20 protein-coding genes and 1 pseudogene are annotated in these 26729 nt (G+C 69.5%); 7 read left to right on the top strand and 14 right to left on the bottom strand.

The genetic code is table 11. The features are described 5' to 3' along the window. Window positions 1–20: 20 nt before the first annotated feature. The 5 genes from ABZ939_RS13365 to ABZ939_RS13345 form a co-directional block, all read right to left on the bottom strand. Window positions 21–1172: a Gfo/Idh/MocA family oxidoreductase gene (locus ABZ939_RS13365; RefSeq protein ID WP_361852914.1), complete on the bottom strand. Its 1152-nt coding sequence runs from the start codon at window positions 1170–1172 to the stop codon at window positions 21–23. Window positions 1173–1209: 37 nt separating this feature from the next. Further along, window positions 1210–2190 (bottom strand): hydroxyacid dehydrogenase, encoded by a 981-nt coding sequence (locus ABZ939_RS13360; protein WP_361853231.1) that lies wholly within the window; start codon window positions 2188–2190, stop codon window positions 1210–1212. Between the two features lie 101 nt (window positions 2191–2291). Further along, on the bottom strand, window positions 2292–3152 hold the full coding sequence (locus tag ABZ939_RS13355) for a carbohydrate ABC transporter permease (protein WP_361852911.1): 861 nt from the start codon (window positions 3150–3152) through the stop codon (window positions 2292–2294). Beyond that, window positions 3149–4015: a sugar ABC transporter permease gene (locus ABZ939_RS13350; RefSeq protein ID WP_361853227.1), complete on the bottom strand. Its 867-nt coding sequence runs from the start codon at window positions 4013–4015 to the stop codon at window positions 3149–3151. The genes ABZ939_RS13355 and ABZ939_RS13350 overlap by 4 nt, the downstream gene beginning before the upstream one ends. A gap of 68 nt (window positions 4016–4083) precedes the next feature. Further along, a complete protein-coding gene (locus tag ABZ939_RS13345; RefSeq protein WP_361852908.1) occupies window positions 4084–5433 on the bottom strand; it encodes a sugar ABC transporter substrate-binding protein in 1350 nt (449 codons plus the stop codon). A 287-nt stretch (window positions 5434–5720) separates the two neighbouring features. On the opposite strand from ABZ939_RS13345, the gene ABZ939_RS13340 reads away from it, so the two are divergent. Both ABZ939_RS13340 and ABZ939_RS13335 read left to right on the top strand, forming a co-directional pair. After that, entirely contained in the window at window positions 5721–7649 is a 1929-nt protein-coding gene (locus ABZ939_RS13340; RefSeq protein WP_361852905.1) for a DUF2264 domain-containing protein, read from the top strand. 4 nt (window positions 7650–7653) lie between these two features. Next, on the top strand, window positions 7654–8433 hold the full coding sequence (locus tag ABZ939_RS13335; protein ID WP_361852902.1) for a sugar phosphate isomerase/epimerase: 780 nt from the start codon (window positions 7654–7656) through the stop codon (window positions 8431–8433). Between the two features lie 29 nt (window positions 8434–8462). On the opposite strand, the gene ABZ939_RS13330 is transcribed toward ABZ939_RS13335, so the two are convergent. The 3 genes from ABZ939_RS13330 to ABZ939_RS13320 all read right to left on the bottom strand — a co-directional run bounded on the left by ABZ939_RS13330 (window position 8463) and on the right by ABZ939_RS13320 (window position 13092). Next, the gene (locus tag ABZ939_RS13330; protein ID WP_361852899.1) at window positions 8463–9524 is read right to left on the bottom strand and encodes a substrate-binding domain-containing protein; all 1062 of its coding nucleotides are present in this window, start codon (window positions 9522–9524) and stop codon (window positions 8463–8465) included. Between the two features lie 201 nt (window positions 9525–9725). Continuing rightward, window positions 9726–12692 carry a polysaccharide lyase family 8 super-sandwich domain-containing protein gene (locus ABZ939_RS13325; RefSeq protein WP_361852896.1) on the bottom strand — a complete coding sequence of 989 codons (2967 nt, stop codon included), beginning with the start codon at window positions 12690–12692 and terminating at the stop codon, window positions 9726–9728. Between the two features lie 220 nt (window positions 12693–12912). Beyond that, the gene (locus tag ABZ939_RS13320; protein ID WP_361852893.1) at window positions 12913–13092 is read right to left on the bottom strand and encodes a hypothetical protein; all 180 of its coding nucleotides are present in this window, start codon (window positions 13090–13092) and stop codon (window positions 12913–12915) included. A 506-nt stretch (window positions 13093–13598) separates the two neighbouring features. Between ABZ939_RS13320 and ABZ939_RS13315 the strand changes: the two genes are divergently transcribed. Continuing rightward, window positions 13599–14078 carry an ATP-binding protein gene (locus ABZ939_RS13315; protein ID WP_361852890.1) on the top strand — a complete coding sequence of 160 codons (480 nt, stop codon included), beginning with the start codon at window positions 13599–13601 and terminating at the stop codon, window positions 14076–14078. A gap of 77 nt (window positions 14079–14155) precedes the next feature. On the opposite strand, the gene ABZ939_RS13310 is transcribed toward ABZ939_RS13315, so the two are convergent. Next, window positions 14156–15232 (bottom strand): substrate-binding domain-containing protein, encoded by a 1077-nt coding sequence (locus tag ABZ939_RS13310; protein ID WP_361852887.1) that lies wholly within the window; start codon window positions 15230–15232, stop codon window positions 14156–14158. A 555-nt stretch (window positions 15233–15787) separates the two neighbouring features. On the opposite strand from ABZ939_RS13310, the gene ABZ939_RS13305 reads away from it, so the two are divergent. Beyond that, window positions 15788–17683, top strand: coding sequence for a cellulase family glycosylhydrolase (locus tag ABZ939_RS13305; RefSeq protein ID WP_361852884.1), 1896 nt, complete (start codon window positions 15788–15790; stop codon window positions 17681–17683). A 725-nt stretch (window positions 17684–18408) separates the two neighbouring features. On the opposite strand, the gene ABZ939_RS13300 is transcribed toward ABZ939_RS13305, so the two are convergent. The 5 genes from ABZ939_RS13300 to ABZ939_RS13280 all read right to left on the bottom strand — a co-directional run bounded on the left by ABZ939_RS13300 (window position 18409) and on the right by ABZ939_RS13280 (window position 23295). Further along, window positions 18409–19218 carry a strictosidine synthase gene (locus ABZ939_RS13300; protein WP_361852881.1) on the bottom strand — a complete coding sequence of 270 codons (810 nt, stop codon included), beginning with the start codon at window positions 19216–19218 and terminating at the stop codon, window positions 18409–18411. Window positions 19219–19275: 57 nt separating this feature from the next. Continuing rightward, window positions 19276–20142, bottom strand: a complete 867-nt coding sequence (locus tag ABZ939_RS13295) for an alpha/beta hydrolase (RefSeq protein WP_361852878.1) — start codon at window positions 20140–20142, stop codon at window positions 19276–19278. A 171-nt stretch (window positions 20143–20313) separates the two neighbouring features. Further along, window positions 20314–21318 carry an NADP-dependent oxidoreductase gene (locus tag ABZ939_RS13290; protein WP_361853224.1) on the bottom strand — a complete coding sequence of 335 codons (1005 nt, stop codon included), beginning with the start codon at window positions 21316–21318 and terminating at the stop codon, window positions 20314–20316. A 172-nt stretch (window positions 21319–21490) separates the two neighbouring features. Beyond that, window positions 21491–22546, bottom strand: a complete 1056-nt coding sequence (locus ABZ939_RS13285; protein ID WP_361852875.1) for an aldo/keto reductase — start codon at window positions 22544–22546, stop codon at window positions 21491–21493. Between the two features lie 56 nt (window positions 22547–22602). Then, window positions 22603–23295, bottom strand: coding sequence for an SDR family oxidoreductase (locus tag ABZ939_RS13280; protein ID WP_361852872.1), 693 nt, complete (start codon window positions 23293–23295; stop codon window positions 22603–22605). 117 nt (window positions 23296–23412) lie between these two features. Here ABZ939_RS13280 and ABZ939_RS13275 point away from each other — a divergent pair, with 117 nt between their 5' ends. The 3 genes and pseudogenes from ABZ939_RS13275 to ABZ939_RS13265 all read left to right on the top strand — a co-directional run bounded on the left by ABZ939_RS13275 (window position 23413) and on the right by ABZ939_RS13265 (window position 26138). Further along, window positions 23413–23988, top strand: coding sequence for a TetR/AcrR family transcriptional regulator (locus tag ABZ939_RS13275; RefSeq protein ID WP_361853221.1), 576 nt, complete (start codon window positions 23413–23415; stop codon window positions 23986–23988). A 179-nt stretch (window positions 23989–24167) separates the two neighbouring features. Then, window positions 24168–24344, top strand: a pseudogene (locus ABZ939_RS13270) (CBS domain-containing protein); the annotation flags it as partial. Window positions 24345–24785: 441 nt separating this feature from the next. Next, the gene (locus ABZ939_RS13265; RefSeq protein WP_361852869.1) at window positions 24786–26138 is read left to right on the top strand and encodes a PQQ-binding-like beta-propeller repeat protein; all 1353 of its coding nucleotides are present in this window, start codon (window positions 24786–24788) and stop codon (window positions 26136–26138) included. Window positions 26139–26729: the final 591 nt, after the last annotated feature.

Genomic DNA, 26729 nt, shown 5'->3' with positions numbered 1-26729 from the left:
GGGCAGCTTGAGCTCGGGCATCAGATCTCCAGCTCGGGGACGTCGAGGCGGCGGCCCTCGCGGGCGGAGCGCAGTCCGAGTTCGGCGAGCTGGACGCCCTTGGCCCCCTCGAGCAGGTCCCATTGGTACGGCGCGCCGGTGACGACGTGCTTCAGGAACAGCTCCCACTGCACCTTGAAACCGTTGTCGAACTCGGCGTTGTCCGGAACCTGGTACCACTGATCACGGAACGACTCGGTGACCGGAATGTCAGGGTTCCAGACCGGCTTGGGCGTCGAAGCCCGGTGCTGGACACGGCAGTTGCGCAGGCCCGCCACCGCGCTGCCCTCGGTGCCGTCGACCTGGAACTCCACCAGTTCGTCGCGGTCCACCCGCACCGCCCAGGAGGAGTTGATCTGCGCGGTGATCCCACCCGCCAGCTCGAAGATGCCGTACGCGGCGTCGTCGGCGGTCGCGGCGTAGGGCTTGCCCTGCTCGTCCACGCGTTCGGGGATGTGGGTGGCGGTGTGCGCGTACACCGAGCGGACCGGGGCGATGACGTTGTCCAGCACGTACCGCCAGTGCGGGAACATGTCCAGGATCATGCCGCCGCCGTCCTCGGCCCGGTAGTTCCAGGACGGGCGCTGGGCCTCCTGCCAGTCGCCCTCGAACACCCAGTAGCCGAACTCGCCGCGAACAGACAGGATCCGGCCGAAGAAGCCGCTGTCCACCAGCCGCTTGAGCTTGAGCAGACCGGGCAGGAACAGCTTGTCCTGCACGGCGCCGTTGCATACCCCTGCCTCACGGGCGAGGCGGGCCAGCTCCAGTGCGGCGTCGAGGGATTCGGCGGTGGGCTTCTCTGTGTAGATGTGCTTGCCGGCGGCGATCGCCTTGCGGATCGCCGGCTCACGGACCTGTGTCAGCTGGGCGTCGAAGTAGATCTCTGCCAGCGGGTGGGCGAGCGCGTCGTCCAGCGAGGTGGTCCAGTGCTCCAGGCCATGGCGCTCGGCGAGCGCCTTCAGCTTGTCGGCACTGCGGCCGACCAGGATCGGCTCCGGCCACAGCACCACGCCGTCGCCGAGGGCGAGGCCGCCCTGCTCGCGGATGGCCAGGATCGAGCGGACCAGGTGCTGGCGGTAACCCATCCGGCCGGTGACACCGTTCATCACGATGCCGATCACTTTGCGGGACATGAGTGGGGTACTCCTTGGTGAAGCAGGCAGGCGACGTTCACGCCGTGCGGTGGATGTCCTGCGCCCTCACCGGGTGGGCGAAGGGCAGCCTTGCGGTGTAGCGGGCGAGTTCGTCGGCCGCGGCCGCGGCCATGCGGTGCAGTTCGCCTCCGACGGAGCCGGCGATGTGCGGCGTGAGCAGGACGTTGGGCAGGTTGTAGAGCGGAGAGTCCGCGGGTAGAACCTCAGGCGAGGTGACGTCGAGCACGGCGTTGAGACGCCCGGTGACCAGCTCGTCGACCATTGCTTCCTGGTCGATCAGCGAGCCGCGCGAGGTGTTGATGAGAGTGGCCCCGTCGGGCATGAGGGCGAGCCGGCGGCTGTCGATCATGTGCCGGGTGGACGGCACCTCCGGAGCGTGGATGCTCACCACGTCGCTGAGCGCACACAGTTCGTCCAGTGCGACCGCACGGGCGCCGAGTGCGTCGGCTTCGTCGGGGCCCACAAAGGGGTCGTGCAGCAGCAGCTGCAGGTCGAACGGCCGGAGCAGATCGAGCACGCGACGGCCGATCCGGGAGGCGCCGACGATCCCCACGGTGCGGCGGTAGTTACCGACGTGACCGTAGGCGGCTTGCCAGTCGTACGGGGCGCGGTGCTTGCGGTAGTCGGCGGCCAGCTGCAGCACCTGCTTGTTGGAGAACAGGATGGCGGCGACGGTGTACTCGGCGACCGGCAGGGCGTTGGCCCAGGCAGCGGAGGTGACCTGGATGCCACGTTCCCAGCAGGCGTCGGTGACGTGGTGTTTTACCGAGCCGGCGGCGTGGATGACTGCACGCAACTGGGGCGCGGCCGCCAGGACCGCATCGTCGAGGGGCGGGCAGCCCCAGCTGGTGACGAGTACTTCGGTATCGGCGAGTGCGGCGAGGGCTTCGGGAGTGGTGAAGTCGTCGAGCACGAGCGTGGGGTCGAGGTCGGCGAGCTGGCTCAGCCGGGCCATGGTGGCCGCGTCGATGAGCTGGGGGGCGAGCTGCGGGTGCATGGCCAGGAGGGCTCGCGGCCGGTGCCGGTAGAGATCAGAGTCGGCTGCGGTCTGGGGCACTCGGTACTCCGTCGGGTTGGCGAGGCTCGTGGTCGGGGCGGTCACTTGACGCTGCCTGCGGTCAGGCCGGCCTTCCAGTGCCGCTGCAGGGCGACGAAGGCGACGATGAGCGGGATCACGGCGACCAGGGAACCGGTGACCACAAGCGGATAGAACTCGGGGAAGCTGCGGGTCTGCGCGTTCCAGCTGTAGAGGCCGAGGCTGACCGGGAAGAGCCGGTCGTCGGAGAGCATCACCAGCGGCAGGAAGAAGTTGTTCCAGATGGCGGTGAACTGGAACAGGAACACCGTGACGAAGCCCGGCATCACCATCCGCAGACCGATCGACCAGAAGGTGCGCAGCTCCCCGGCACCGTCCATCCTGGCGGCCTCCAGGACCTCGCCGGGCACGTAGCCCGCGACGAAGATCCGGGAGAGGTACACCCCGAAGGGGAAGACCAGGCTGGGGATGAAGACGGCCCAGAAGGTGTTGACGAGGCCGACGTCGGAGGCGAGCAGGTACATCGGCAGCGCCAGCGCCGTGGTGGGAACCAGTACGCCGACCAGCACCAGGCCGAACAGCTTCTCCTTCCCCGGGAACCGGTAGACCTCGAAGGCGTAGCCCGCGCAGACGCAGATGAACGCGCAGAGCAGGGCGCCACCCCCGGCGTAGAGCAGGGAGTTGAGGAACCAGCGGAAGTAGATGCCGCCCTCGGCTGTGGCCAGGCTGTTCAGGTTGTCGCCGAGGTGGAAGTTGCTCAGCGAAAGGCTGTTGCCTCCGACCAGGTCCGGCGTGTTCTTGGCGGAGGCGGTGACCAGCCAGCCGAGAGGCAGCAGCGTGTAGAGGGTGACCAGCCCAAGGGCGGCGTTGACCGCGCCCTTGGAGAAGGACCAGTGTCGGGACTTCCTGGCGTGCGCGCTCATCGGGCGGCCTCCGTCCGGCGCTCGGACCGGGTGCGGCCGGCCCGGGTGATGATGAAGGAGAGCAGGGCGGCAGCGAGCGCGAGCATGACGGAGGCGGCAGCGGCCAGGCCGTAGTTGTTGTGCTCGAAGGCGGCGGTGAACGCGTACATATTGGGGGTCCAGGTGGTGGTGACGCCCGGGGCCGCGCCGCGCAGGATCATCGGTTCGGTGAACAGCTGGAGCGAGCCGATGATCGTGAACAGGGCGACCATCGCGATGGATGCCTTGATCAGCGGGATCTTGATGCTGAAGGCGGTGCGCAAGGCTCCTGCGCCGTCCACCATGGCGGCTTCGTGGACCTCGCGCGGGATGGCCTGCAGCGCGGCGAAGAAGATGATCATGTTGTAACCCGTCCACTCCCAGACCGCGATGTTGACCACGGCCGGCAGCGGATGGCCGAGGAAGTCGATCTCCGCGCCGGCGCTGCCGAGAGTGTCGACGACCGGGCTGATGCCGGGGGTGTACAGGTACATCCAGATCAGGGCCGCGATGATGCCGGGCACGGCGTGCGGCAGGAACAGCGCCAGCTGGAAGAAGCGCTTGGCCCGTGCGTACACCGAGTCCAGCAGCAGCGCCACGAACAGCGACAGGCCGATCATCACCGGGATGTAGAGCAGGCAGTACAGGCCGATCGTCAGGTAGCCGTCTCGGTAGGCCGGGTCCGTCAGTGCTCGGGTGTAGTTGCCGAGCCCGGTGAAGACGGACTCGGCGTCGCCGAAGCCGAGGCCCGAGCGCTGCTCGGTGAACAGGCTCATATAGACGGCGTAGCCGATCGGGACGAGCATCGCCGCAGTGAAGACCGCGAGGAACGGGGCGATCAGCATGGCAGGGGCGCCGTACCTCCCGGGCCGCCTGACGGAGGCGGCGCGGGAGGAGTCGGTGGTGCGGTGGTTCACTTGGCTACCTTGAGTCCGCGGTTCTTGAGCTCGGCGACTGTGCTCTCCTGGGCGGCGTCGACGCCCGCCTGGATGGTGCCGCCCTGGCTCAGCTTGCCGAAGGCGTTCTTCAGCTCGTTGTTGGTGACACCCATGGTCGGACCCCACTGCCAGGTCGTCTTGATCGACTTGGCTGCGTCGATGAAGACGCTGTAGATGTCCTGGCCGCCGTAGAAGTCGGTGTTGAAGGCGGCCTTGGCGACGGGCACGAGCTTGGGAGCGGCCGGGAACATCGAGGAGGTGCCCGAGGCGATACGCGCCTTGATGCCCTCGGGCGTGGTGGTGGCCCAGGTGGCGAACTCGACGGCGGCCTTCGCCTTCTTGCTGTTCTTCGAGACGGCGAAGGTGGAGCCGCCGAGCATGCCGCTGGCGGGCACGCCGTCCCAGGTCGGGATCGGGGCGACGGCCCACTTGCCGGAGGCGTCGGGGGTCGTGGCCAGGTTGCTCTTGAGCACGCCGCCGCCCCAGGCGGCGCCGAGGTACGCGGCGGTCTCGCCCTTCTGCAGCGAGGCGGTCCACTGCTGGCTGAACGACGGGTGGAGACGGACCAGGTCGTCGGAGATCAGCTTCTGCCAGTAGTCGCTGACGCGGCTCGTCTCGGCACTGTCGATGTTTACCTTCCAGGAGTCTCCCTTGGCGTAGAACCACTCGGCGCCGGCCTGCCAGGAGAACGCCTGGAACGAGCTCGGGTCGTCGGGGAAGAAGGTGCCGATCCGGGTCTTGGGGTTGGTCGCCTTGAGCTTCTGCGCGGCGGTCCGGTACTCGTCCCAGGTCTTCGGCGGCGTGGTGATGCCGGCCTTCGCGAAGAGGTCCTTGCGGTAGAAGAGGGCCTGCGGGGCGGCGTCGAGGGGGAGCGCCCAGGTGGACTCGGCGAGGGTCGTCAGCCACATGGCCTGCGGCAGGTACTTCGCTTTCAGGTCATTGGAGACCAGCTTGGTGATGTCCTGCACGGCGCCCTGGCTGACGAAGTCCGGCAGGGCCGCGTACTCCACGTTGAAGAGGTCGGGCGCGTTGCCGGCCTTGGAGGCGTCCGAGATCTTGGCGTACCCGCCGTTGATGCCGGAGGGGATCTGCTCGAAGTTGACCTTGATGTCCTTGTGCGAGGCGTTGAAGGCGTCCACGACTTCCTTGGTGCCCTTGGCCCAGCCCCAGAAGGTGATGGTGACGGGCTTGCCGTCGCCCGCCGCAGAGGCGTCCGAACCGTCGCCGACCCCGCAGGCCGCGAGGAGCGAGAGGGAGAGCGCGGAGGCGGTGACCGCTGCGGTCAGGCGAAGAACTCTGCGCCGGGAGGTACGAGGAGTAGACATGGCACGGCTCCTGAGAAGGGGGTCGATATGCCCGAATCGGACGCCGATCGCTGGGAGGAAGGGAGGTCAGCGAGGCGATGCCGCCATCTTGCGACCGCATGAGATCGGAGTCAATAGAAATCGATCGAATGATCTCAAGTGATATTTCCTTCCAGGGGTCGCTTTCGGGTAACGATGCAGGCGCACGCACTGCTTCGACTGGATTTGAAGTGTCATCATCGGATCATTCGGTCGGAGTGATCCGAGTATCGCTCTCAGGTCCGTCGTTTCGATCAAGGAACTCAGCCATGCCCTCGATCCAGCTTCCCCCGGAGGACCGGCGACTCAGCCCCGGCACCGGCTGGACCAGGCAGCACTGGGAGGCCGTCGCCGACGGCCTCCTGGCAGCCGTCCAGCCGTTCGCAGGGCCAGGCCACGCCCTGATCAACCTGCCCGGGCCGCGCCCCAGCTTCTCCGGCACCCGCTCCGACGGACTGGAGGGCTTCGCCAGAACCTTCCTGCTCGCCGCCTTCCGGGTTGCCGGGGCGGGCGGCGACGACCCGCACGGACTGCTGCCCCGGTACGCCGAAGGACTGGCCGCAGGCACCCGGACCCCGACCTCCGAGCGCGACCTGACCGAAGGGGACCAGGTCTCCTGGCTCGCCATCGCCGACCGCAATCAGGCCATGGTCGAGGCCGCGTCGATCGCCCTCGCCCTGCGCCTCACCCGGCCCTGGCTGTGGGACCGGCTCGACGAGCAGACGCGCGAGCGGACCAGGGCATGGCTGGCCGGTGCCCTGCACCATGCCCCGGTCGACAACAACTGGTGGTTGTTCCCCTTCACCGTCGGTGGGTTCCTGGCCGAAGCCGGCCTCGACCACGACGGCGCCGCACGTGCCGCGGTCGCACGCGGCCTGGCGAAGATCGAGCAGTGGTACCTCGGCGAGGGCTGGTACACCGACGGCCGCCCGCGAGCCTTCGACCACTACAACGGCTGGGCCTTCCACCTCTACCCCGTCCTGCACGCCCACCTGAGCGGCGAGGATGACCTGCTCAACACCTACGGCGCCCGCCTCGCAGCCCACCTCGACAGCTACGCCCGGACCTTCGGCGCCGACGGCGCCCCGATGCACCAAGGCCGCTCGCTCACCTACCGCTTCGCCGCCGCGGCCCCGCTGTGGGCAGGCGCACTGAGCGGGCACACCCCGCTGGCACCAGGCGTCACCCGCCGCCTCGCCTCCGGCACGCTGCGCTACTTCCTCGACCGGGGTGCGAGCGAACCGGACGGCCTGCTCTCGCTCGGCTGGTTCGGCCCGTACCCGCCAATGATCCAGTCGTACTCGGGACCGGCCTCGCCCTACTGGGCGAGCAAGGGCTTCCTCGGGCTGCTGCTGCCACCCGACCACCCTGTGTGGACGGAGCCCGAGGAGATGACGCCGGCCGAACACGGCGACGCCGTTCACCCGTTGCCCCGGCCGGGCTGGCTGATCCAGTCCACCGCCGCCGACGGTCTGGTTCGCCTGCACAACCACGGCAGCGACGACCAGCCGGCCGACGAGGTGCTCGCCGACGACCCGCTGTACGCCCGGCTCGGCTACTCCACCGCCACCGGCCCGGTCCACGACGGCCCCGCGGACAATCACTTCGGCCTGGTGGTCGACGGCGAACTCAGCGAGCGCGGGAGGATCCGCCCGCTCGGCGCCGGAGACGGCTGGGCGGCCTCGGCGCACCAGCCGCGGATCGGCGGCACCGAACTTCCCGGAGTCACCGTGACCTCGCTCGTCCTCGCCGCAGGCACCCACGAGATCCACGTACACCTGGTCACCGGCGCCGCACCGGGCACCGAAGTGCGGCACGGCGGCTGGGCCGTGGCCGGCGACACGGTCGAGACGTGGACCGATGGCGGTCGCGCCGGCGCGACCGCCGATGCGGGTGGCGTGCGGCTGACTTCGGCCCTCCGGTGCGTCGAAGGCCTGACCGACACGGCGGCGATCCGCCGCCTCCCGTCCGGCACTGCCTTCGGCGCCGTGGGCGCGCTGCCCGTGCTGACCGGTCGTACCGGCAGCGGAACCTCACGGTTCATCGCCGACGTCCGCCTCAGCCGTTCGGCCTCCCGCCGCTTCGACGGCCCGCACGTGCGCACCGAGGGGTCGACGATCCACGTGCTCTGGCCGGACGGCAGCGAGCACGAGGCGCTGCTCGACCCCGACCGCCCGACCGCCCACCGGAAAGACTGACACTGTGCGACTCGCCTTCTCCACCCTCGGCCTGCCGGGCATGCCACTCACCGAGGTGATCCCCCTCGCAGCCGACCACGGCTGGTCCGGCCTGGAACTCCGCTGCGCGCCCGGCGAGCCGGTTCACACGGCCATGACGGCCACAGCACGGCGCCGCGCCCGGCGAGCGCTCGACACCGCCGGCCTCACGCCACTCGCCGTCGCGAGCTACGTCGGTGTCGCCGAGCCGGGTGAGGACGGCCCCCTGGTGGCCGCGCTGCTCGAGCACCTCCGGCTGGCCGCCGACCTGGGCGCCCCGCATGTGCGGGTGTTCCCCCGGGGCAACGAAGGCGCGACCGGCGAGGCCGACCGGCGCGCCGCCCGACGCCTGGCCGCGGTGGCCGACGAGGCTCAGGCCCTGGGCGTACGCGTCCTGCTGGAGACGCACGACTCACACCGTGCCGGGCGCGACGCGGCTCGGGTGCTCGACCTCGTCGGCCACCCGGCCATCGGTGCGCTGTGGGACCTGCTCCACACCCAGCTGGCCGGCGAGCCCCCGCCGACCAGCTGGGAAGCGCTGCGGCCCCACCTGGGCTATGTCCAGGTCAAGGACGTGAGCGGCCTGACCGACCTCACCCCCCTGGCACTCGGCGCGGGTGTGCTGCCCATCGGCGAGTGCGTGCGCCTGCTGCCGCCGGACTGCTGGGTGTCCTGGGAGTACGAGGCGCCCTGGTACCCGGACGCCGCCCCGCTGGCCCCCCTGCTCGGCCCCGGAGCGGACCACCTCGCCCGGCTGCGCGGCTGACCCCTCCCGGCCATCGCGCGCCGGTGCGATCACTGGCCCGCGCCACCGCAGGAGGTGCGGATCTTCAGGTCGGGCAGGAGTTCCACATGGCTGACCGGCAGGTCATGCCCGCTACCCAGGCGGCTCAGCAGCAACTCCAGCGCTGCCGCGCCCACCGCCCGCTTGGGCGGCGCAACGGCAGTCAACGCAGGGGCGGCCAACGCCGCGAAAACGTCGTCGTACGAGATCAGCGCCAGGTCGTCCGGGACCCGCAGACCACGGGCACGGAGCAGCGGAACCAGCTGGATGGCGGCCTGGTCGTTGTGGACCAGCACGGCCCGCACACCGCCTTCGACGGCCTCGGCGATCTGCGTGGCGACGTCTTCCATGTCGCCGCCCGGCCGGTCGATGTCGATGACGGGCTGCGGCTCGAGCCCCAGCAGCCGCGTGGCCTCCTCGTAACCGGACCGGACCTGATATGCCGTCCAGCTGTCGTCGCGGGCGGCGAGCAGCACGGAGCGGTGGCCGAACGAGGACAGCTGTCTCAAGGCCCTCAGCACACCGTGGTGGTGGTCGGAGCTGACCGAGTCCAGTTCGGCGAAGGGACTGTCGGGCGCCGCACGCCGCTCGACCAGGACGGCGGGCACCCGCAGGTCACCGATCCACATGCTGTTCTCGGGGCGGCCGCCCGGTTTCCAGTTGGGGGTGAGCAGCAGGCCGTCGACGCCCGATTCGAGCAGCTGGTCCGCCTGGTCACGATCGTGGGAGGACTCGTAGGCGGAGATGCCAAGTACGAGGCGGGCGCCGGCCGCGGTGGCGGCGGAACGGGCGCCGTCGATGATCTCGTCGAAGTACGAGCCGACCGTGGGGACGAGCATGCCGATCGCCCTGTGCTGATGGGTCAGCCCTGGAGCAACGTTCTCCGGGAGGGGGGATGACACCGCGCCGTGTGAGCGGTGAAGCAACCCGGCGTCGGCGAGAGCAGCGACGTCCCGGCGGACGGTGACGGCCGCGAGGCCGATGCGCTCCGCGAGCTCCACCACGCGAACGGTTCCGAGCTCGCGCACGACGTCCAGGATTCGAGCGCGGCGCTGCTCGGCCGTGATGGTCATGGAGACACTCCCGAGAGTCGTCGGCATTCGATGCTTGTCAGATCAATTTGTATCATTCGATCTACTCGAAGCTCAAAATGGGCTCTGAGCACGGTGCGACGGCGGATGTCTCCCATGGCACACCCGCTGCCCGGCCGGCAGCCCCGACCTGCGCGGTGCGGTCGGGGCTGCCGGACCGGCTTGCCTCGGGCATGCCGGGTATCAGCTGGTGATCACCTGCAGCTTCGGGGGGTTCACGGCGTTCAGCCGGGTGTTGAGGACGGTCGCCATGCCGGCCGCGCCCAGTGGCTCGAAGACGGCGAGGGAGACGATGCCATCGCCGCCGGCAGACGCCTGCGCCGCCGCGACCGCGCTGGTTACGTCGAGGCCGACCCAGTCGGAGCCCTTGGACACCATCCCGGTGCCGAGCGCGGTGGGCGTGGCGGGAGCGGAGTTCCAGGTGACGCCGGTCTCGGTCCAGTTGCCGGAGGAGGTCGTGAACGCCTGGAGGGTGGTGTGGTCGCCGGCGGAGTCCTGCACGCTGCCGTACACCCACAGTACGGCCCGGGAGACCCGGCCGGTAAGGCCGGAGACGTCGAACTTGAGCAGCGACCTGCGGTTGTAGCCGTCGTTCGCGGTGTTGGTGTTCTTCACCACCATGGTGGTGGCGTTGCCGTAGTTGGTATTGGCGTACGAGCCGTCCCGGACGTACGCGGTCGCGGTGGCATCCAGGTGCGAGGCGGTCGCGCTCGCCGGTGCCGTGCCGGAGGTGCTGAGGGTGACGGTCCGGCCCGCGCCGTGCCGGCCGCCCGTCTCGGCGAGCAGCACGACCGGCCCGGAGGTGGTGAGAACCTGGACGCCGGACGAGGCCGAGACGGACTTGTAGGTGCTGCGGGCGATCGTGACCCGGACGGTGATGGCTGCCCGGGTGGGGTCCGAGACCACGACGGTCATGTTGCCGCTCTGTTCCTTCATCAGCACCGAGCACGGGCGGTCGACGGTGATCGGCCCGGCACTGCCCGCGGCGAAGAAGTTGGCCATGGTGAGGCCGGGCGAGGGGCAGCTGATCGCCTGCACCCTGGTGGTGTTGGAGACGACCGTGACGTTCGGGGCGGCCGCGCGGGCGGCGGCGGCGGCCGCCGTGGCACCGGGCATGAGCTGGTAGCTGTAGTGCGCGTTGGCGGGATTGACGCCGTGGTCGAACCACATGGAGAGGTAGTTGCGGGTGATGGGAGCCGTGGAGGACGTGGTGTTGATGTCGGACCAGGCGCCGGTGCGGGCCACGCGCTTGGCCCTGACGGTCGCGCCGCCGGGGAAGACCCAGGCGCCCATGCCGCCCACAGCCATGTACCGACAGTCGGTGAAGGTCTGGCTCCAGCCGAGGGCGGAGGGCTGGACGGTGCCGTCGACGGTGAAGACCTGGCTGTTGTTGGCGCCGAGGTTGCGGTTGTCCACGGTGGTCTGGACGCCGGCCCCGTCGGTGCAGGTGATGCCGGCGCCCAGGCAGAAGATCGAGTCGTCCAGGCAGAACCAGGACTTCTTGCCGGTCAGGGTGGACTGCAGCCCCCGGACGTCCTGGCCGACGGCGGAGTAGGTGCCGTCGGTGGTGCCGCCGGCCCAGGTCGCGTTGGGGTGGGGGGCGCCCCAGGCGCCGCCTGCCGCGTCCGCGAGCGGGAGGGTGGAGACGGTTGTACCGGGGAGCATGTAGGGGTCGACCGTAGGCCAGAAGGCGTCCGAGTAGTGGCCGTTGCCGTAGGTGTCGCCGTACCAGGAGAGCATGCCGCTGTTGGTGTGCCAGCCGCGCAGGTTCTCACCGTTGCCGGTCTCGTAGAAACTGGTGCGGGCGGAGCACAGGCTGAGCTGGGCGGACCAGCCGCTGCGGCGGTGGACGGCCCGGTCCATGCCGAACACCCGGCTGCCGACGGGTTCGGCGGCGGCCGCGACGGTGGAGTCGTCGAGCAGCGCCCGGGCCCGGGCGAGTTCGGGGATCTCAACGCCCTTGCTGCTCAGCAGCGGCCCGTAGTAGTCCCGTTGCAGCCAGCCCTTGACCATCGACTTCCAGGCCGCGGACTGCGCGGGGGAGGCGAGTCCCGAGGTCGCGAGCCGCAGGATGTCGGAGACGACGCTGTGGCCGCGGGTGTGGTCGTCCTGCTGGATCTTCAACGGGTCGCTGTTCAGGATTCCGCGGCTGGTCCCTCGGCCACAGACGCCGTCCATGATGAGGCCGTTGTAGACGAAGGGCGCCCAGGCCGTGGTCACCGCCGTGAAGATGTTCTGCACCTTGGGGTCGGTGACGGCCCAAGTGGTGCCGGCGAGCAGGGTGAACATCTTGCTCAGGCCATTGAGCAGCACCTGGCCGTAGGTTCCGGCGTAGGGGATGTACGTGTGCTGGAGGTAGCTGCCGTCGGCGTAGATGCCGTCGCCGTACAGCACGTTCGGGAAGACCGGGGAGAGCGCCTGCTGGGCGGTGCTGATCGGGGAGGAGCTCTTGCCGACGACTCCGCGCAGAGCGAGCACCCGGCACAGGTCGACCCGGTTGGCACCCGTGCTGAGGCCGCTGTACGTGGCCACGACGGAGGCGGGGACGAAGTGGTCGATCGCTGCGCAGTACTTGGCGATCTGCGCCGGGGTGAGATGCGCGTACATCACCGCGCAGGTGTCCAGCATGCGCTGCGGAGCGCCGATCTGCCAGTCCCACCAGTTGTTGTAGGTGGTCGTGGCGGGCGTGTACGCGTTGGCGTGCATCCAGTCCAGGCCGGTGGCGATGGCGGAGGCGAGCGAGGAACTGCCGGTCAGCCCCGTGTTCGGCTGGACGTGGGCCAGCGCCATCGTCCTCAGCCGTAGGTAACTGCTCGTCACGTTGGCCGAGACGCTGCCGATCGGAAGGTCGGGCCACAGCGAGCCGGTGCGCGGGGCCATCGTGCTCTGGAACGAGCCGGCCTGGGACCCGAGCGATGACAGAGCGCCGGAGAACGGCACGGCGGTGGGGTCGAATCCCGTTCCCGTGAGCAGCTGCACCCACGTGGTCCGCATCGAGTCGTACGTGTCGGCGGCCTGGGCGACGGGCGGGCGGAGAAGGTGAGAGGCCGCTGCCGCGACAGCAGTGGCGCCTGCGACCTGGAGCAGTCGGCGCCTGCTCAGTGCGGTGGGGGTGTTCAGGGGATCAGGGGCATGCTGACTTGCGTTCACAGGGCGTCCTCCTAGACGTCCCCCGAGCAGCAATAGCCGGGGGTGAGCGCTTTCTCCAGTGGGGGGCACCGCACAGGACGGCGGTGCTCGGAGTGGATGTCGGGCCGGTCCGACAGGATCGGGTGTGCCATCGGCCGCTGCCGGTGTCCCACCCAGGCGGGGCCCGAACCCGCCCAAGGGCCTCACGAAGTGCGGACGGAACCGTTCGACGTGGGAGCCTTCATCGCCGTGGCCGGGCGCGATGCGCAGAAGGATGGCGTAAGGCGTCGTCGGGCAGGCTGCGCGGGAGGCTTCCGGAGAGGACGACGGCAGCGGCCTCGCCGAGCAGCGCGTCGAAGCGGTCGACCGACCGGCGCCGGCACAGCGGCTGGCTCGCGATCTCTTCGGCGGCGTGGCTCACCGAGGCCTCCAGTTGATCAAATGACCTGAGACGGTCTACGTATATCGCTTCAGATTAGATATGCGCAATATTGATCGCTACCTGTTGACCTAGGCGCCCTCGCCTACCTCGTTTCACCTCGTGAAACTGCACGGTTGGTCTTGCTGTCGACGCTCTCCACGGAGCTCGACTCGTATCATTTGACCAAATAATGCAAGCAGGGTCATTTGGGCTTGATTCGATCATTCGATCGCGTCTAGGTTGACTTCAGTCGCAGCCGGCACCGATTCTCGCCGGTGACGGCTAGGCCATCCAACAGAGGGCCTGTCGCATTCCGTGCGCCCCTGGCGCCCAGGTCGCGAGATCGCGATCCTCCGCGATCCTCGTTTCCGCACCCGACGTTCACATCGCTGCGAGCCGCCCCAGTACAAGCAGACAGCGTGCTCCCACCCCAGAACGTCGCAAGTCCCCGCAATCACCTTCGGCAGCCCGATGGACCACATGGCCCGGGCGTGAAGGAGCTCCCGATGAGCACCATCCAGCAGGCGCCCTCTCCCGTCCGTCCCACCCATCAGTGCGCATGTGAGAACCGCATCAAAGCGGTCGGCTGCGTGATGTCGGCTGAATCGTCCTCGGTTCCCGTGCTGCGACGCTTCGCATGCCGGGTGATTCAGCAGTGGCACCTGCCCGAATCGGTTGAGGAGGCCGTCGGGCTCATCGTGAGCGAACTGACCTCGAACGTGGTGCGGCACAGCGGCAGCACCGACATCTCCCTGCGTATCGCCGCCGTTGACGGTCGACTGTCGCTCCACGTCCAGGACTTCGGCCGCTGGCAAGCACCCGCGCCCTCCGGGCCAGAGGAGGAGGCATGCTCGGGTCGCGGTCTGGACCTGGTGAGCGCCTTCGCGGCCCACCATGAGATCCATACGACCGCCGAGGGAACCCGGGTCACTGCTGAGATTCTGCTCCCCGACCCCATGGAGCCGCGCTGTGAGATCGACGGCTGATGTCGCGGACGCCGTACTACGCCCCGCGCCACCCATGTGTCCGGACCCAAGACAGTCGGCGGGACCGGACAAGGCGCTCAGGCGGCCTTGTCGGTGCCACGGCCGCCGCAGGAGGAGCGAACTTTCAGCTCCGGCAGCAGCCGTACGTGGTGGACAGGCAGGTCGGGTCCGGCCTCGAGGCGGCGGAGCATCAGCTGCAGCGCGGCGGCGCCCACCGCGCGCTTGGGGGGAGCGACAGCAGTCAGCGGCGGCGCGGCCAGAGCCGCGAACACATCGTCGTACGAGATCAGTGCCAGGTCGTCCGGCAGGCGCAGGCCGCGGGCGCGCAGCAGCGGTGACAGCTGGATCGCCTCTCGGTCGTTGTGCACCAGCACGGCGCGCACGCCGTCGTGTGCCACCGCCTCGGCAATGCGCGAGGCCACCGACTCCGACTCCAGCCCCGGGCGGCCGACGTCGATCACCGGCCAAGGCTCGATCCCCAGCAGCCGGACGGCCTCGGCGTAGCCGGCCCGTACCTGGCGTGCCGTCCAGGAGTCCTTGCGGGCGGCGAGCAGCACCGACTCATGGCCAAGCGCGAGCAGGTGCCGCAACGCGAGGAGGACGCCGTGGGCGTGGTCGGAGCCGACCGAGTCCAGCTGTGCCGCGGCGCTGTCGGGCGGGGCGATGCGCTCGACAAGTACGGCGGGCACCGGGAGCTCGCGGACCCATGTCGAGTCGCCGACTTCGCCGTCCGGACGCCAGTTCGGAGTCAGCAGGAGTCCGTCGAGCCCGGCGTCCAGTAGCTGAGCAACCTGGGCTCGGTCGTGCGCGGCCTCGTACGACGTGATGCCGAGCACCAGCCTGGCTCCTGAGGCAGTGGCCGCGGTGCGGGCTCCGTCGATCACCTCGTCGAAGTAGGGGCCGACGGTTGGGACGAGCATTCCGATCACCCGGTTGCGGTCCGTGGCGGCTGACGACGGGCTGTCATCGAGAGGTAGGGACACCGTGCCGTGCGAGCGACGCAGCAGACCGCCGTCGGCGAGTGCCGCGATGTCCCGTCGCACGGTGACCGGAGCGCTGCCGACGCGCTCCGCAAGATCCACTACGCGGACCGATCCCAGCTCCCGGACCACTTCGAGGATCCGAGCGCGCCGCTGCTCCGCGGTGATGGTCATGGCTTCTCCCCTCCGGGACGGCGAGGCGGGCGATGCACAGTTCTGCGCAACTAGTATCACTCGCTCTTGCTCTGATCGATTCGCCGCTCGGACGCCCGGTGTCGGAGATCGGAGTGGCCACGCGTCCGCCCGCGGCGCTGGGCTCGCTTCCTGCCTTGCGCCCGGCCACAAGCCACGCGCGACGTGCCGCGTGATCAAGGACGACGGCACCCTCGATGAGCGCATTCGGCTTCCCGAGCCGTCCTCGCCGACGCCACAGCGGGTACAACAGCTGCCCGACATCGGCATACGTTGAACATGAACGACCTTTCCCTCATGGTGCGTTGGGACCAGATGCCGTGGCCTGCGGTCCCCAAGTGCAGCTGTCAACCAGCATCTGGAACATCGTGGGACTTGCGTCACTCACATGGTGTATATCTGCGGCAGGCTCCTCTCGGCCCGCCCGATTCTCCGTGAACTCTGCGCCGCCCCTCGGCGGGTACGCCTCGCCCGCGCACCCGTCGGCTGGACCGGCCCATCGGCCGGCTGACACCCCTCACACACCTGTAGGCCATCATGAAGAGAACGCTGCTCAGAGCTGCGCTAGCCGCGGCACTCCTGGTCGCCGGGGCCCCCGCCGCCCCGGCCATGCCCGCCCCCTTACCCGCCGCGGCGTCCGTCGACTCCGCACTCGCCGACGACTGGCGGCCACCCCTGAGCACCCGGGGCCGCTACGTGGTGGACGCCGACGGCGACCGATTCAAGCTCAAGTCGGTCAACTGGCACGGCGCGCAGGGTTCCTGGAACGGCTCGGGCGACATCGCCGATCCCGCCTCTCACCACGACGGTGAGAAGTCCGACCAGACCCCGCTCGGCCTCGACCGGAAGCCGATCACCGCCGTCCTCGCCGACTTCCACGCCCTCGGCGCCAACAGCATCCGGCTGCCCTTCTCCAACGAGATGCTGCACGACCAGCGACCCGTCCCGGACACCGCCGTCGCCGCGAACCCGTCGCTCAAGGGCAGGACCCCGCTGGAGGTCTTCGACGCGGTGATCGGGGCGGCCACCGCCGAGGGCTTCGCCGTCATCCTCAACAACCACACCAACACCTCCCGCTTCTGCTGCGGTCTGGACGGCAACGAACGCTGGAACACCAGCCAGGCCACGGCCCAGTGGGAGGGCGATTGGCTCCTCCTCGCCAAGCGCTACAGGGACAACAAGCGGGTCGTCGGCGCCGACCTCTACAACGAGGTCCGCCGCACGGTCACGGACGACGCCAACTGGGGCTGGGGCAACGACCACGACTGGTGGACCGCCACCCAGCGGCTCGGCGACCGGCTCCTGACCGAGGCCAACCCAGACCTCCTCGTCATCGTCGAGGGCATCAACTGGCAGGGCATTCCCACCGATCTCACCCCGCACTGGCGGCCCACCCTCGAACCCGCCCGCACTCTCTCCCACACCCTCGTCGCCTCGAACAAGCTCGTCTACTCGGCTCACTTCTACGGCTACACCGGACCGAACCACACCGGCGCGACCGGCCTCGGTGAGACCCACGACTGGCGCTACCAGGAGCTCTCCCGCGACGAGCTGTTCGAGACCCTGCGCCGCCAGGCGGTCTTCGTCGCCGCGGACACCGGACGCCACTACAGCGCACCGGTGTGGATCAGCGAGTTCGGTATCGGTGCCGACGAGACCAACCCCCAGGGACGCGCCTGGTTCGCCAACTTCGTCGATTTCCTCATCGCCAACGACACCGACTTCGCCTACTGGCCGGCCGTCGGCTTCACCGGCCACGGACGGTGGAAACTGCTCGACTACGACTCCGCGGGACACCGCTCGGGCATCCTCGACGGCGACGACTGGCGCACCCCGCACTGGAACCGGCTCGTCACCGCCCCCGCCAAGACCGGACCTGTGCAGGCCGCCGACACCTGGGACATGCTGAACCTGGACCACGCCGATGCCGTCCAGTCCCTCCGTACCCGCGCCCGCGGCGACTGGGACCCCGGCGCCCGCAAGGGCGTCTGCCCTGACGGACAACGGCTCGTCGGCCTCTCCCACCACGACGGGCGAGGCCTGTGCACCGACGCCCAAGCACCCGGGCTCGCCGGCCCTACCGGCACGCTCAGCGTCGTGACCGATGAGCGGTATGTCACCGACGGCGACTGGGCCGGCGGCTACACCAAACTCCAGTGCCCCCGCGACCAGTTCATGACCGGCTACAGCGTCCGCGGCCAGGCCGTCTCCGCCGTGCTCTGCTCCACAGCGGTCCGGGCCCTGCCGAGGACCGGCCGTACCGTCTGGTTCGACCGCGGTGACAACCGGCCGGCCGGCGAACCCGGCGGCGAGTTCGCCCATGGCAACTACAAGGGCCAGTGCGGGGCCGGCGAATACGCCGCTGGCGTAGCCTTCACCGGCGCCTGGGCCAAGGGCAAGACACCCGACGCCCTCCTCTGCCGCACCCTCTAGCCGTCACCGGGCACGGGGAATCCCCGGGGGGCCGGCCGGATCGGCCGGCCCTCGCGCCCGACCGCCGGCGTCGGAAGCGAGGAACGCGTTGCCGCGACAGAGCCTCCACGGAGCAAGACGGCGCATCTGAAAGGTCAGCAACCGGTCAGCGTGAGTTCTGCAACACCTGGGGACAGCTGACCGGACATGCCAGGCGTTGTACGTCCGAAGAACGCCCTTGACCTGCAGGAAGCAGGCAGGGAGCAGATAAATCGGGAGCTACTTCGTGTTCCGAACAATGTTCAAGTCCAAGATCTGACTATTTGGCGTCGCCGCAGGTCAGGGGCATCATGTGCCCCCCCTCAGGTCAGCAAACGGTCAGCATGCGTCCGCACGGTGTCCCCGCTTGCTGACCTTCGACCTAGGCATTCGGGAGGGACGGGCCTTCTGCCGCAGGACGATCCGGCCCTGGCCGTCGTGTTCGTAGCGGACGGCACCGGCGGTGGCGACTCGAGTGCCCTGGTAGGTGCGTGCGCCCGTCGCGGAATGGGACGGGTGCGTCGCCGGCCAGGACTGTCACCGTCGGTTCGCCTCCGTAAGCCGCGCGCGAGAGGGCCAGTGGCTTGGGTCCGGCCTTCAGCCACTGAGCTTCGCGCGCAAGCGTTCGTTCTCCTTCTCCAGTCTCTTGGCGGTGGAGTGATTGCTCAGCCGGTCCGTCGGATCTGCTCCATGCTCTGGCTGGCCGTTCACTCCTGGTAGCGCGGGAGGATGTCGCCGTTCTTGACGAAGGTCAAGGTGGCGGCGACGTCGTATGCATGGATCGCGGAGGCGAGCGGTGCCAGCTGGTTGGTCAGGCCCTCGATCGCGTTGCCGGTGAAGAATGCGTCCCGTGCTGCGCTGTCGCTGAACCCGAGGACGAGGGAGGCATGGTATCGCTGGTCATGGGGGTTGTCGTGGGCAACGTTCGGGGTGTCCCAGAGCTTTTCGCTCCAGGGCAGGAACGTCTGCGTGCGCAGTTCCTTCAACGCTGCGGCGTCGGCGAGCGCGGGAACGAGCTGCTGGTTGACGAACTTCCGGAACTCGCCTGCGCCGACCCCGTCTCTGCGGCGCAGGTAGATCAGGGTGCGAGCACCGACCGTCTCGTCGGGGCCGGCGACGTCGTACCAGCGGGAGGAGTTCGGCGGGCCGGCGTAGAGCAGGGTGCGGCGGAACACGTTGATCTCGTCGGCGTGGGCCAGCTTCGTCTGCTTACGCCCTTTCAGGGGCGCAAGCGCCGATTGGAAGGTGACCTCGGCAACGCCGTCGATCTTCCGGTCCGCGGGGATCGAGGTCTGCACCGCGTCGGTCGCCGGCCACCGGCCCGGGTTGTGCTCGGCGAGGTGGATCTGTCGGTACTCCTCCAGGCCCGGGGTGGCGGAGATGATCCCTGAGTGCGGTCCCTTCCAGTAGTCCATGCCGGTCTGGCGGGGCTGGTCGGTGCGTACCCAGAGCAGGATCGAGGAAGTGAGGTGCTTCTTCTCCACGCCCAGCTGAGCGGCGGACGGTGAGGTGCTCATGGTGCTGCTCATCTCTTTCTGGTCGCCGAACATGCAGTGGTGGAGGTTCGCCAGAGGTCAACGGGCGAGGAATTCGACCGCGAGGGGGGCGAACTGCTGGTGGTGCTGGAAGATGCCGCCGTGGCCGGAGTCGGGGTAGATGATCAGCTCGCTGTCCTTGATGCGCCGGTGCAGGTCCTCGGAGAGGACCGAGGGCACCATGCGGTCGTTGTCGCCATTGGCGATCAGGGTGGGCTGGGTGAGCTGCGACAGGTCGTCGGGGGTGGAGCGCCCCCATTTCTTGATCGCCTTCAGCTGCGTCTGGAACGCTTTGATCTTGATCTTCGCATCGCGGTCGACAGTGCGCTCTTTGAGCCGGTTGACGAACGCGCGCGCGGCGAGCTTGCCGGGGGTGTTGCGGTTGAAGAACAGGAATTCCTTGGGGTCCGACCGGGTCAGGGTGGCGCGCAGCATGTCCCAGTACGTGATGGCGGCGACCTTGTCGATGTCCTTGCCGCCCTTGGGGCCTGTGCCGGTGAGGACGAGTTTGCGGACGAGCTCGGGGTGCTTCACCACCAGGGCCTGGGCGATCATGCCACCGAGGGAGAAGGAGAAGATGTCGATCTTGTCGAAGCCGAGCGCCGTGATGAAGGTGGAGGCGTCATCAGCCATCGCCTCGATGCTGTCCGGCACCTGGCCCGTGGAGGCCCCGACACCGCGCTGGTCGAAGGCGATGACGTGACGGCCCTTCGCGATGGGGTCGATGATGCGCGGGTCCCAGTTGTCCAGGGTCGCGGCGAGGTGCACGAAGAACACGACGGGGACGCCGCCCTTGGGTCCCAGCTCGCGGAAAGCGTAGGTGACGCCGCCGGCGGTGATGGTGCGGGTCGGGGCGTGGGCGTACGAGGTGATGACGGGTTCGTTCGGGGTGCCGGTGCTGCTCATGGTGGTTTCTCCCGGTGTGTTTCCGGTCGGGCGCCGCGGGGTGGTGGCGGGTCCGCTGGGGCTGATGACGGCCCTGCCGAAGCCGGGCGCCAGGCCCGTGAGCGGGCGCATCACGCCTTGCTCGGCGTGGACGGTGAGCTGGTGGAGCTGGTCGGTGTCGGCGGGTCTGTCCTATGTCATGGAGACGACGACCTTGCCGGCCTTCGCCCGGCCCTTTTCGACGTACTCCATGGCGTGGAGGGTGTCGTCGAACGGGAAGACGGTGTCGACGACGGGGCGGATCTTCCCGGTGTCGATGAGGGGGGTGAGTTCCCGCAACTGGTCTCCACTGGCCTTCATGAACAGGAAGGAGTACGTCACGCCGAGGCGCTTGGCCTGGCGCCGGGTCTTGGCGCTGAGGGCGGTGATGGCCAGGCGCAGGACCGGGTTCGCGCCGAGCTCGCGGGCGGTGGCCGGGTCGGGCGGGCCCGCGACGGAGATGGCCTGGCCGCCGGGCTTGAGGACGCGCAGGGACTTGGCGAGGTTCTCGCCGCCGAGGGAGTCCAGGACGACGTCGTAGCCGTGGAGGATTTCGGTGAAGTCCTGTGTGCGGTAGTCGATGACTTCGTCTGCGCCGAGTTCCTTGACCAGGTCGACCTTGGCGGTGCTCGCGGTGGTGGCCACGTACGCGCCCAGTGCCTTGGCCAGCTGGACGGCGATGGAGCCGAGGCCGCCGGCGCCCGCATGGATGAAGACCTTCTGGCCCGGCTGTACGTGGGCCCGCTCAACCAGGGCCTGCCAGGCGGTCAGCGCGACCAGGGGGAGGGAGGCGGCCTCGGTCATGGTGAGCGTGGCGGGCTTGGGGGCGAGGTCGTCGTGGTGGACGGCGAGGAGTTCGGCGAAGGTGCCGATGCGGTCCTTGTCAGGCCGCGCGTAGACCTCGTCGCCCACGGCGAAGCGGTCGACGGACGATCCGACCCGGACGACGGTCCCGGCGAGGTCGTTGCCCAGGACGAGCGGGAGACGGTAGGGCAGGATCGCCTTGAGGTCACCGTTGCGGATCTTCATGTCCAGTGGGTTGACGCCCGCCGCGTGGATCTTGACCAGGACGTCGTCGGCGCCCACCTGAGGGTCAGGTATCTCGGCGGCGCGCATCCCGGCCGCATCACCGTACTTCTCGACCATGAAGGCCTTCATCGTCATCTCCGTTCGTGTGGTCTCCCGTCCAAGCGGGAGGGGTGTTCTGTCTGTGAGGGGTTTGTCTCGGTACGAGATGGTTTGTGGTGTTCTTCTAGTCCGCGCGCTCCGCGTCGGCACGGCAGTGGCCAGTGCCTGCGCGGAGAGCTCTGCGTCGGCCGTGTTTCCGGGCTCAGGCCACCGGCACGACCGGGGTGATGACGCTGCTCGCGTCGCCGCCCTGGAGGTGTCCCAGCGAGCCCGCGATGCCCTCGTGCGGTACGCCGAGCGGCACGGCGCTGACCTTGTCGAGGCGCGCGTACTGCTCGTCGGTCAGCTGGACGTCGAGGGCTGCGAGGTAGCTGTCGAGCTGGGAGAGGTTGCGCGGGCCGATGATCGGGACGAGTGTGGCCACGGAGCGGGCGGCGCGCTCGCGGACCCAGGCCACCGCCACCTGGGCGGGTGTCACGCCGGTCTCCTGGGCGATGGCCAGGACGGTGTCGACGGCGGCGGTCTTCTGGTCGGTGCTCTCGGTGTGGATGACCATGCCCAGGTCGCTGAGGCGCCCTTCTGCGGACGTGCGGTACTTGCCGGTGAGCAGTCCGCCGCCGAGCGGGGACCACAGCGCGGCGCCGAGTCCGAGGCTCTCGGCCATCGGCAGGAGTTCACGGTCGGCGGTGCGCTCGACGAGGCTGTACTCGTGCTGGATGCCGATGATGGGGGACTGGTTGCGCAGGTCGGCGAGGGTTACCGCGCGCGAGACGCGCCAGGCGGGGAAGTTGGACAGCGCGGCGTGGTGGATCTTGCCCGCGCTGACCAGGTCGTCGAGACCGCGCAGGAGTTCCTCCATCGGAGTGAGCTCGTCGGGGAAGTGCACCCACAGCAGGTCGATGTAGTCGGTGCCCAGGCGCTTCAGGCTGGCCTCCACCGAGGCGACCATGTTCTTGCGGCTGTTGCCCGTCTTGGAGATGTCCGGCTGCGGAGCGGAGCCCAGGGCGAACTTGGTGGCCAGGACGAAATGGTCACGGTCGGCGGAGATCAGCTTTCCGGTCAGTTCCTCCGACTCGCCGAACTGGTAGCCGTCCGCGCTGTCGAGGAAGGTGCCGCCGGCCTCGGCGAACCGGTCGAAGATCCGGCGTGCCTCGTCCGGCTCGGCGCCCGCGCCCCAGCCGGTGCCGAAGTTCGCGGTGCCGAGCGCGTACTCGGACACGCGCAGTCCGGTCAGGCGCCCGAAGGTCTTATAACGCATGAAAGGTCCTTGCACGAGGGGTGGGAAGGGGGCGCGCCGCGGTGGCGGGGTGAGCGTCAGCCTGCGTTCGGCTGGGGCGCCGCGGACAGGCTCTGCTTGACGTACCGGCTGGTCTCGTCGGCGAGGATCTCGGGCAGGCCGGCCTCGATGCCGTACAGGGCCTGGGCCGCTACGTCGGCGGCGGCGACCTTCTGGTCGGCGGGCACGCCGGCGGCCATGTCGGTGTCCATGTAGCCGACGTGCAGCGCCGAGACGGCGATGCCCCGGGGCGCCAGCTCGTCGCGGGTCGCGTCACTCAGTGCCCAGGCGGCGGCCTTGGATGCGGCGTAGGAGCCGAGGGCGGCCGGGTGGAACCAGGACAGGGCGGACAGGACGTTGAGTACGGCGCCGCCGCCGTTGCCCTCGATGACGGGGGCGAAGGCGCGGGTCGCGGCGAGCGGGCCGTAGAAGTTGGTCTCCATCTCCCGGCGCACCTCATCGGTGTCGCCTCCGATCAGCGTCGCGCCGGTGGAGATGCCCGCGTTGTTGATCAGCAGGGTCGCATCCGACGCGATGCGGGCGGCCTCCCGTATCGACGCCTCGTCCGTCACGTCGAGGCGCAGCGGGACGGCGCCCGGCACATCGACCGTCTCGGGGCGGCGAGCCGCCGCGTACACCTTCGCACCGCGCTCCACGAGCTGGGCGGCCAGGTGCCGCCCGAGGCCCCGGTTGGCGCCGGTGACGACCGCGACCGCGTTCTTCAGTTCCATGCCTGCTCCTGGTCTTCAGCGGGCGCCGTCGAGTCGTGCGCCCCGTTTTTGGATTACGACCACAATCTAAACACGGGGATATGATAGATGCCAGTCGACATCCAAGTGGAGGTGGTCATGGGCCGCGTATCGCAGGCGCAGGCGCAGGAGAACCGCAGGCGGGTGGTGGACACCGCCTCCCGGCTGTTCCGGGAGCAGGGCACCCAGGTGAGCGTCGCCGACCTCATGAAGGCGGCCGGCCTGACCCACGGCGGCTTCTACAAGCAGTTCGCCTCCAAGGAGGCGCTCGTCGACGAGGCGACCGCCCACGCCTTCGCGGAGCTCGCCCGGCGTCATACGGCCGGGCTCGAGCAGTACGACGGGCAGCGGGATACCGCTCAGCGGGCCCTGATCGACGCCTACCTCTCCGTCGAGCACCGTGACGACCCGGCGGGCGGCTGCCCGGTCGCGGCCCTCGCCGTCGACGTCGCCCGCGGGGGTGAGGACTGCGAGGCCCGTCGCACCTACACGGAGGGCGTGGCCGACTTCGCCGCGTTCCTCACCCCGGCCGGGGCCGCCGGGGAGGGCGAGGACGGCATCGCCCGGCTGTGCACCTTGTTCGGTGCGCTGGTGCTGTCCCGGGCCACCGCGGGTTCCCCACTCTCCGAGGAGATCCTCACCGCCGCGCACGCGGCCCTGACGGAAGCCGGCTGACCGGGGCCAAAGCCCCTGGCACCGCGCGGCGTGTGCGCGCCGGTCGCACCCACCGTCGAACATCGCGGGCACCCGCGAGGGGCTGTGATCGCCCCCAGTCGGCGGTAGTGCTGCCGTCCGGAGCGTCACCGGCGTCAGCGCGGCAGTACGACCGCCAGCTGGTCTCGGATGTCACGCAGGACCTCGCCCGTCCCGTCCCGGAACTGGCCGCCGAGGACACCATCTCCCACGCCGTCGAGCAGCTACGTCAGCGCCGCTCCTCGCTCGCCCTCGTCCCCGACGAGCACGGCGAACTGGCAGGGCTGGTCAGCCTCGACAACCTGCTCGTCCGCCTCATGGGGCCGCAGACGGCCTGACATACGCACCGAAGAGCGTTGCCGACGAGCGGTGCCTTCGGCGTACACGGCACGGGCTCCGCAAGCGGTGCCCGTGCCGCGACATGTCGCCTCGATGCACGCCTTGACCGTCTGGGCCAGCGTCTCCGATGCCGGCCCGCCTCCCCAGGGCAGCCGGAGGCCGCCGTGGCAGCGGTCGCTGTGGCAGTCGGCTCGGGAAGGCCCGGCGCCGACAGACCTTCGCGGTTCTCCCGATGTCGGCGTACTCGCCAGAGTGCCCACGTGAGTACGGGTGAACGTGCTCACTCGAATGGCTGGCTTCGTTGGGGAGTTTCGGTTCTGGCCCCAGTCCTGTGGAGCGGTGACGATCCGTCACGGCTACGGACGAGAGCTGTGCGGGTGATCACGTCTCCCCTAGTCTGATGGGGCCTTGATCGTTTTGAGCCAGGGGTGGGGATCCGTATGGCAGCACGCACGACCGGCGACACGAGACCGGGACGGGAGCGGTGGCTGTCGTCCCGCGAGGGAACGCGGCGGCTCCGCCCCCTGCTCGCGGCTGTTGCCGCGCTGCTCGTCGTCCTCGCCGCGGGCTGCTCCGCCGCAGGCGGCTCGATGCGCGTCGTCTGGGAGGCCCCGGTCGACGACAATGCCCGGGACTACGGCAACGGTGCCTGGCTCGTGGGCGACACGCTCGTCCGCAGTCGGTACGACGCCGTCACCGCCTTCGAAGCAGGGGCGGGCGAGCGGCGCTGGGAGTACGCACCGCCCGGTCAGGACCATGTGTGCGCGGTCGGTCGCCGTGTGGCCGGTTCCGTCGTCCTGCTCGCGCGGGGGGATCGCGGGCCGGGCGGTCAGGGCTGTGCGACCGTCGCCGCGCTGGACCTCACGACCGGCCGGGAGCTGTGGCACGTCCGGCGCGCCCCGGCCGACCTCACGGAGTCGCTCACCGACATGGTCGCCGCCGGGGGCGGGCTCGCCGTACTGCGGGACGGCGACGACCGGTGGGTCCTCGAGACGATCCGGCCTGCTGTTCAAGGCTCGGAGGCTCTGCGCGCTTTCGACCTGCGGACCGGCGCCCCGCGCTGGAAGGCAGCAGTCCCGGCGGGTTGTGTGCCCGAGCGGGTCGCCGCCGGCGAACGACAGGTCCTCGCGGTGCTCACTTGCGGCCGCACTGAACTGCGGCTGGCCGCGTTCGACAAGGCCGACGGGAAGGCACAGTGGTCCGCGCCGCTCGGTGGCCGCCCGACTCCGGGCACGGACGCGGAGGTGACGCTGTTGTCGACCGATCCCGTGGTCGTGCAGGTCGGCGGGACCGTGCAAGGCGGCCTGCCGGGCGCCTACCTCGCCTTCGGCGAGGACGGGACGCCCTTGGGCCGGATCGAGTCCACCGGTGGGCATGGCACGATCCAGTCGCACAGGTCCGGGATTGTGGCGGTCGCGGACGGGCGGCTCTACATCGCCGCCGAGGCCAAGCGCGGTAAGGAGTACGTGAACCGGGTGGTCGCCTTCGACCTTCTGAAGGGCACCGAAGTGTGGCGGAGCGACCTGGCCTCCGGCCGCGGCTTCCTCGCACTCGAAGCGGCCGGCGGCCGAGTGACTGCCCTCGTCCGCATCGTCGCCCGCAGGCATGACGACACGGACGAACTGCTGGTCCTCGACGCAGCCACCGGCGACGAACAGGACGCCAGCGACACCGGGGCCGACATCGACCACAAGGCGGGCGAACTCGCGGACCTGCTCATCCACGAGGACCTGGTGGTCGTCGTGCGCTGGGGCTGGGGCGTGCGGCCCTTCTCGGTGTATGAGCGCGGATGACGTCTGGGACATCAGGCCGTGAGGAGGCGCGTGCAGAGCAGTTTGCATCCGGAGCACGGCAGCGTGGCCTACCACCCTGCACAGGAACCGGGAACGGCCTGCCGCACCCCACGAACTGAGCACGTTCATCCGTACCTGTCTGAGCACATTCGGGTGTACGCCGACACCCGATGCCTCAGCGCGTCCGCCGACTGCGGCGCTTGAGGAGAAAGACGAGGAGGGCGATCCCCGCTGAAAGCAACGGGGTCCACTTGGATCCTGCCGCGTGCGCCGCGCGAGTAGCCTTCTCACGGAATACGTCGGGGGTTTTGTCGGCTGCGAGACGTCCGGCCCGGGACGCGGCGTCACGGACGTGATCTGCGGTTTGGGTTGCCGTGTGCAGGAGCGGCTCAGGTGTCCTGTTCTTCGCCAGCTCAGTCGTATGGCCGACCTTCTCACGGACCTGGGCGGTGGCCTGTTTGGTCTTGGCGACGGTCTGTTCCTTGACCGCGGCAGCCTTCTCCTTGGCCCCTTCTCCTTGGCCCTGGTCCTGCTTTCGGCGGCCGATGGCTCGTCCCCCTGGCCGGGTTCGCCCTGTGCGCGCTCGGCACC

This window comes from Streptomyces sp. NPDC046712 (assembly GCF_040645695.1).
Classification (GTDB): Bacteria; Actinomycetota; Actinomycetes; order Streptomycetales; family Streptomycetaceae; genus Streptomyces.
This window is presented reverse-complemented; position numbering and strand designations above follow the sequence as displayed.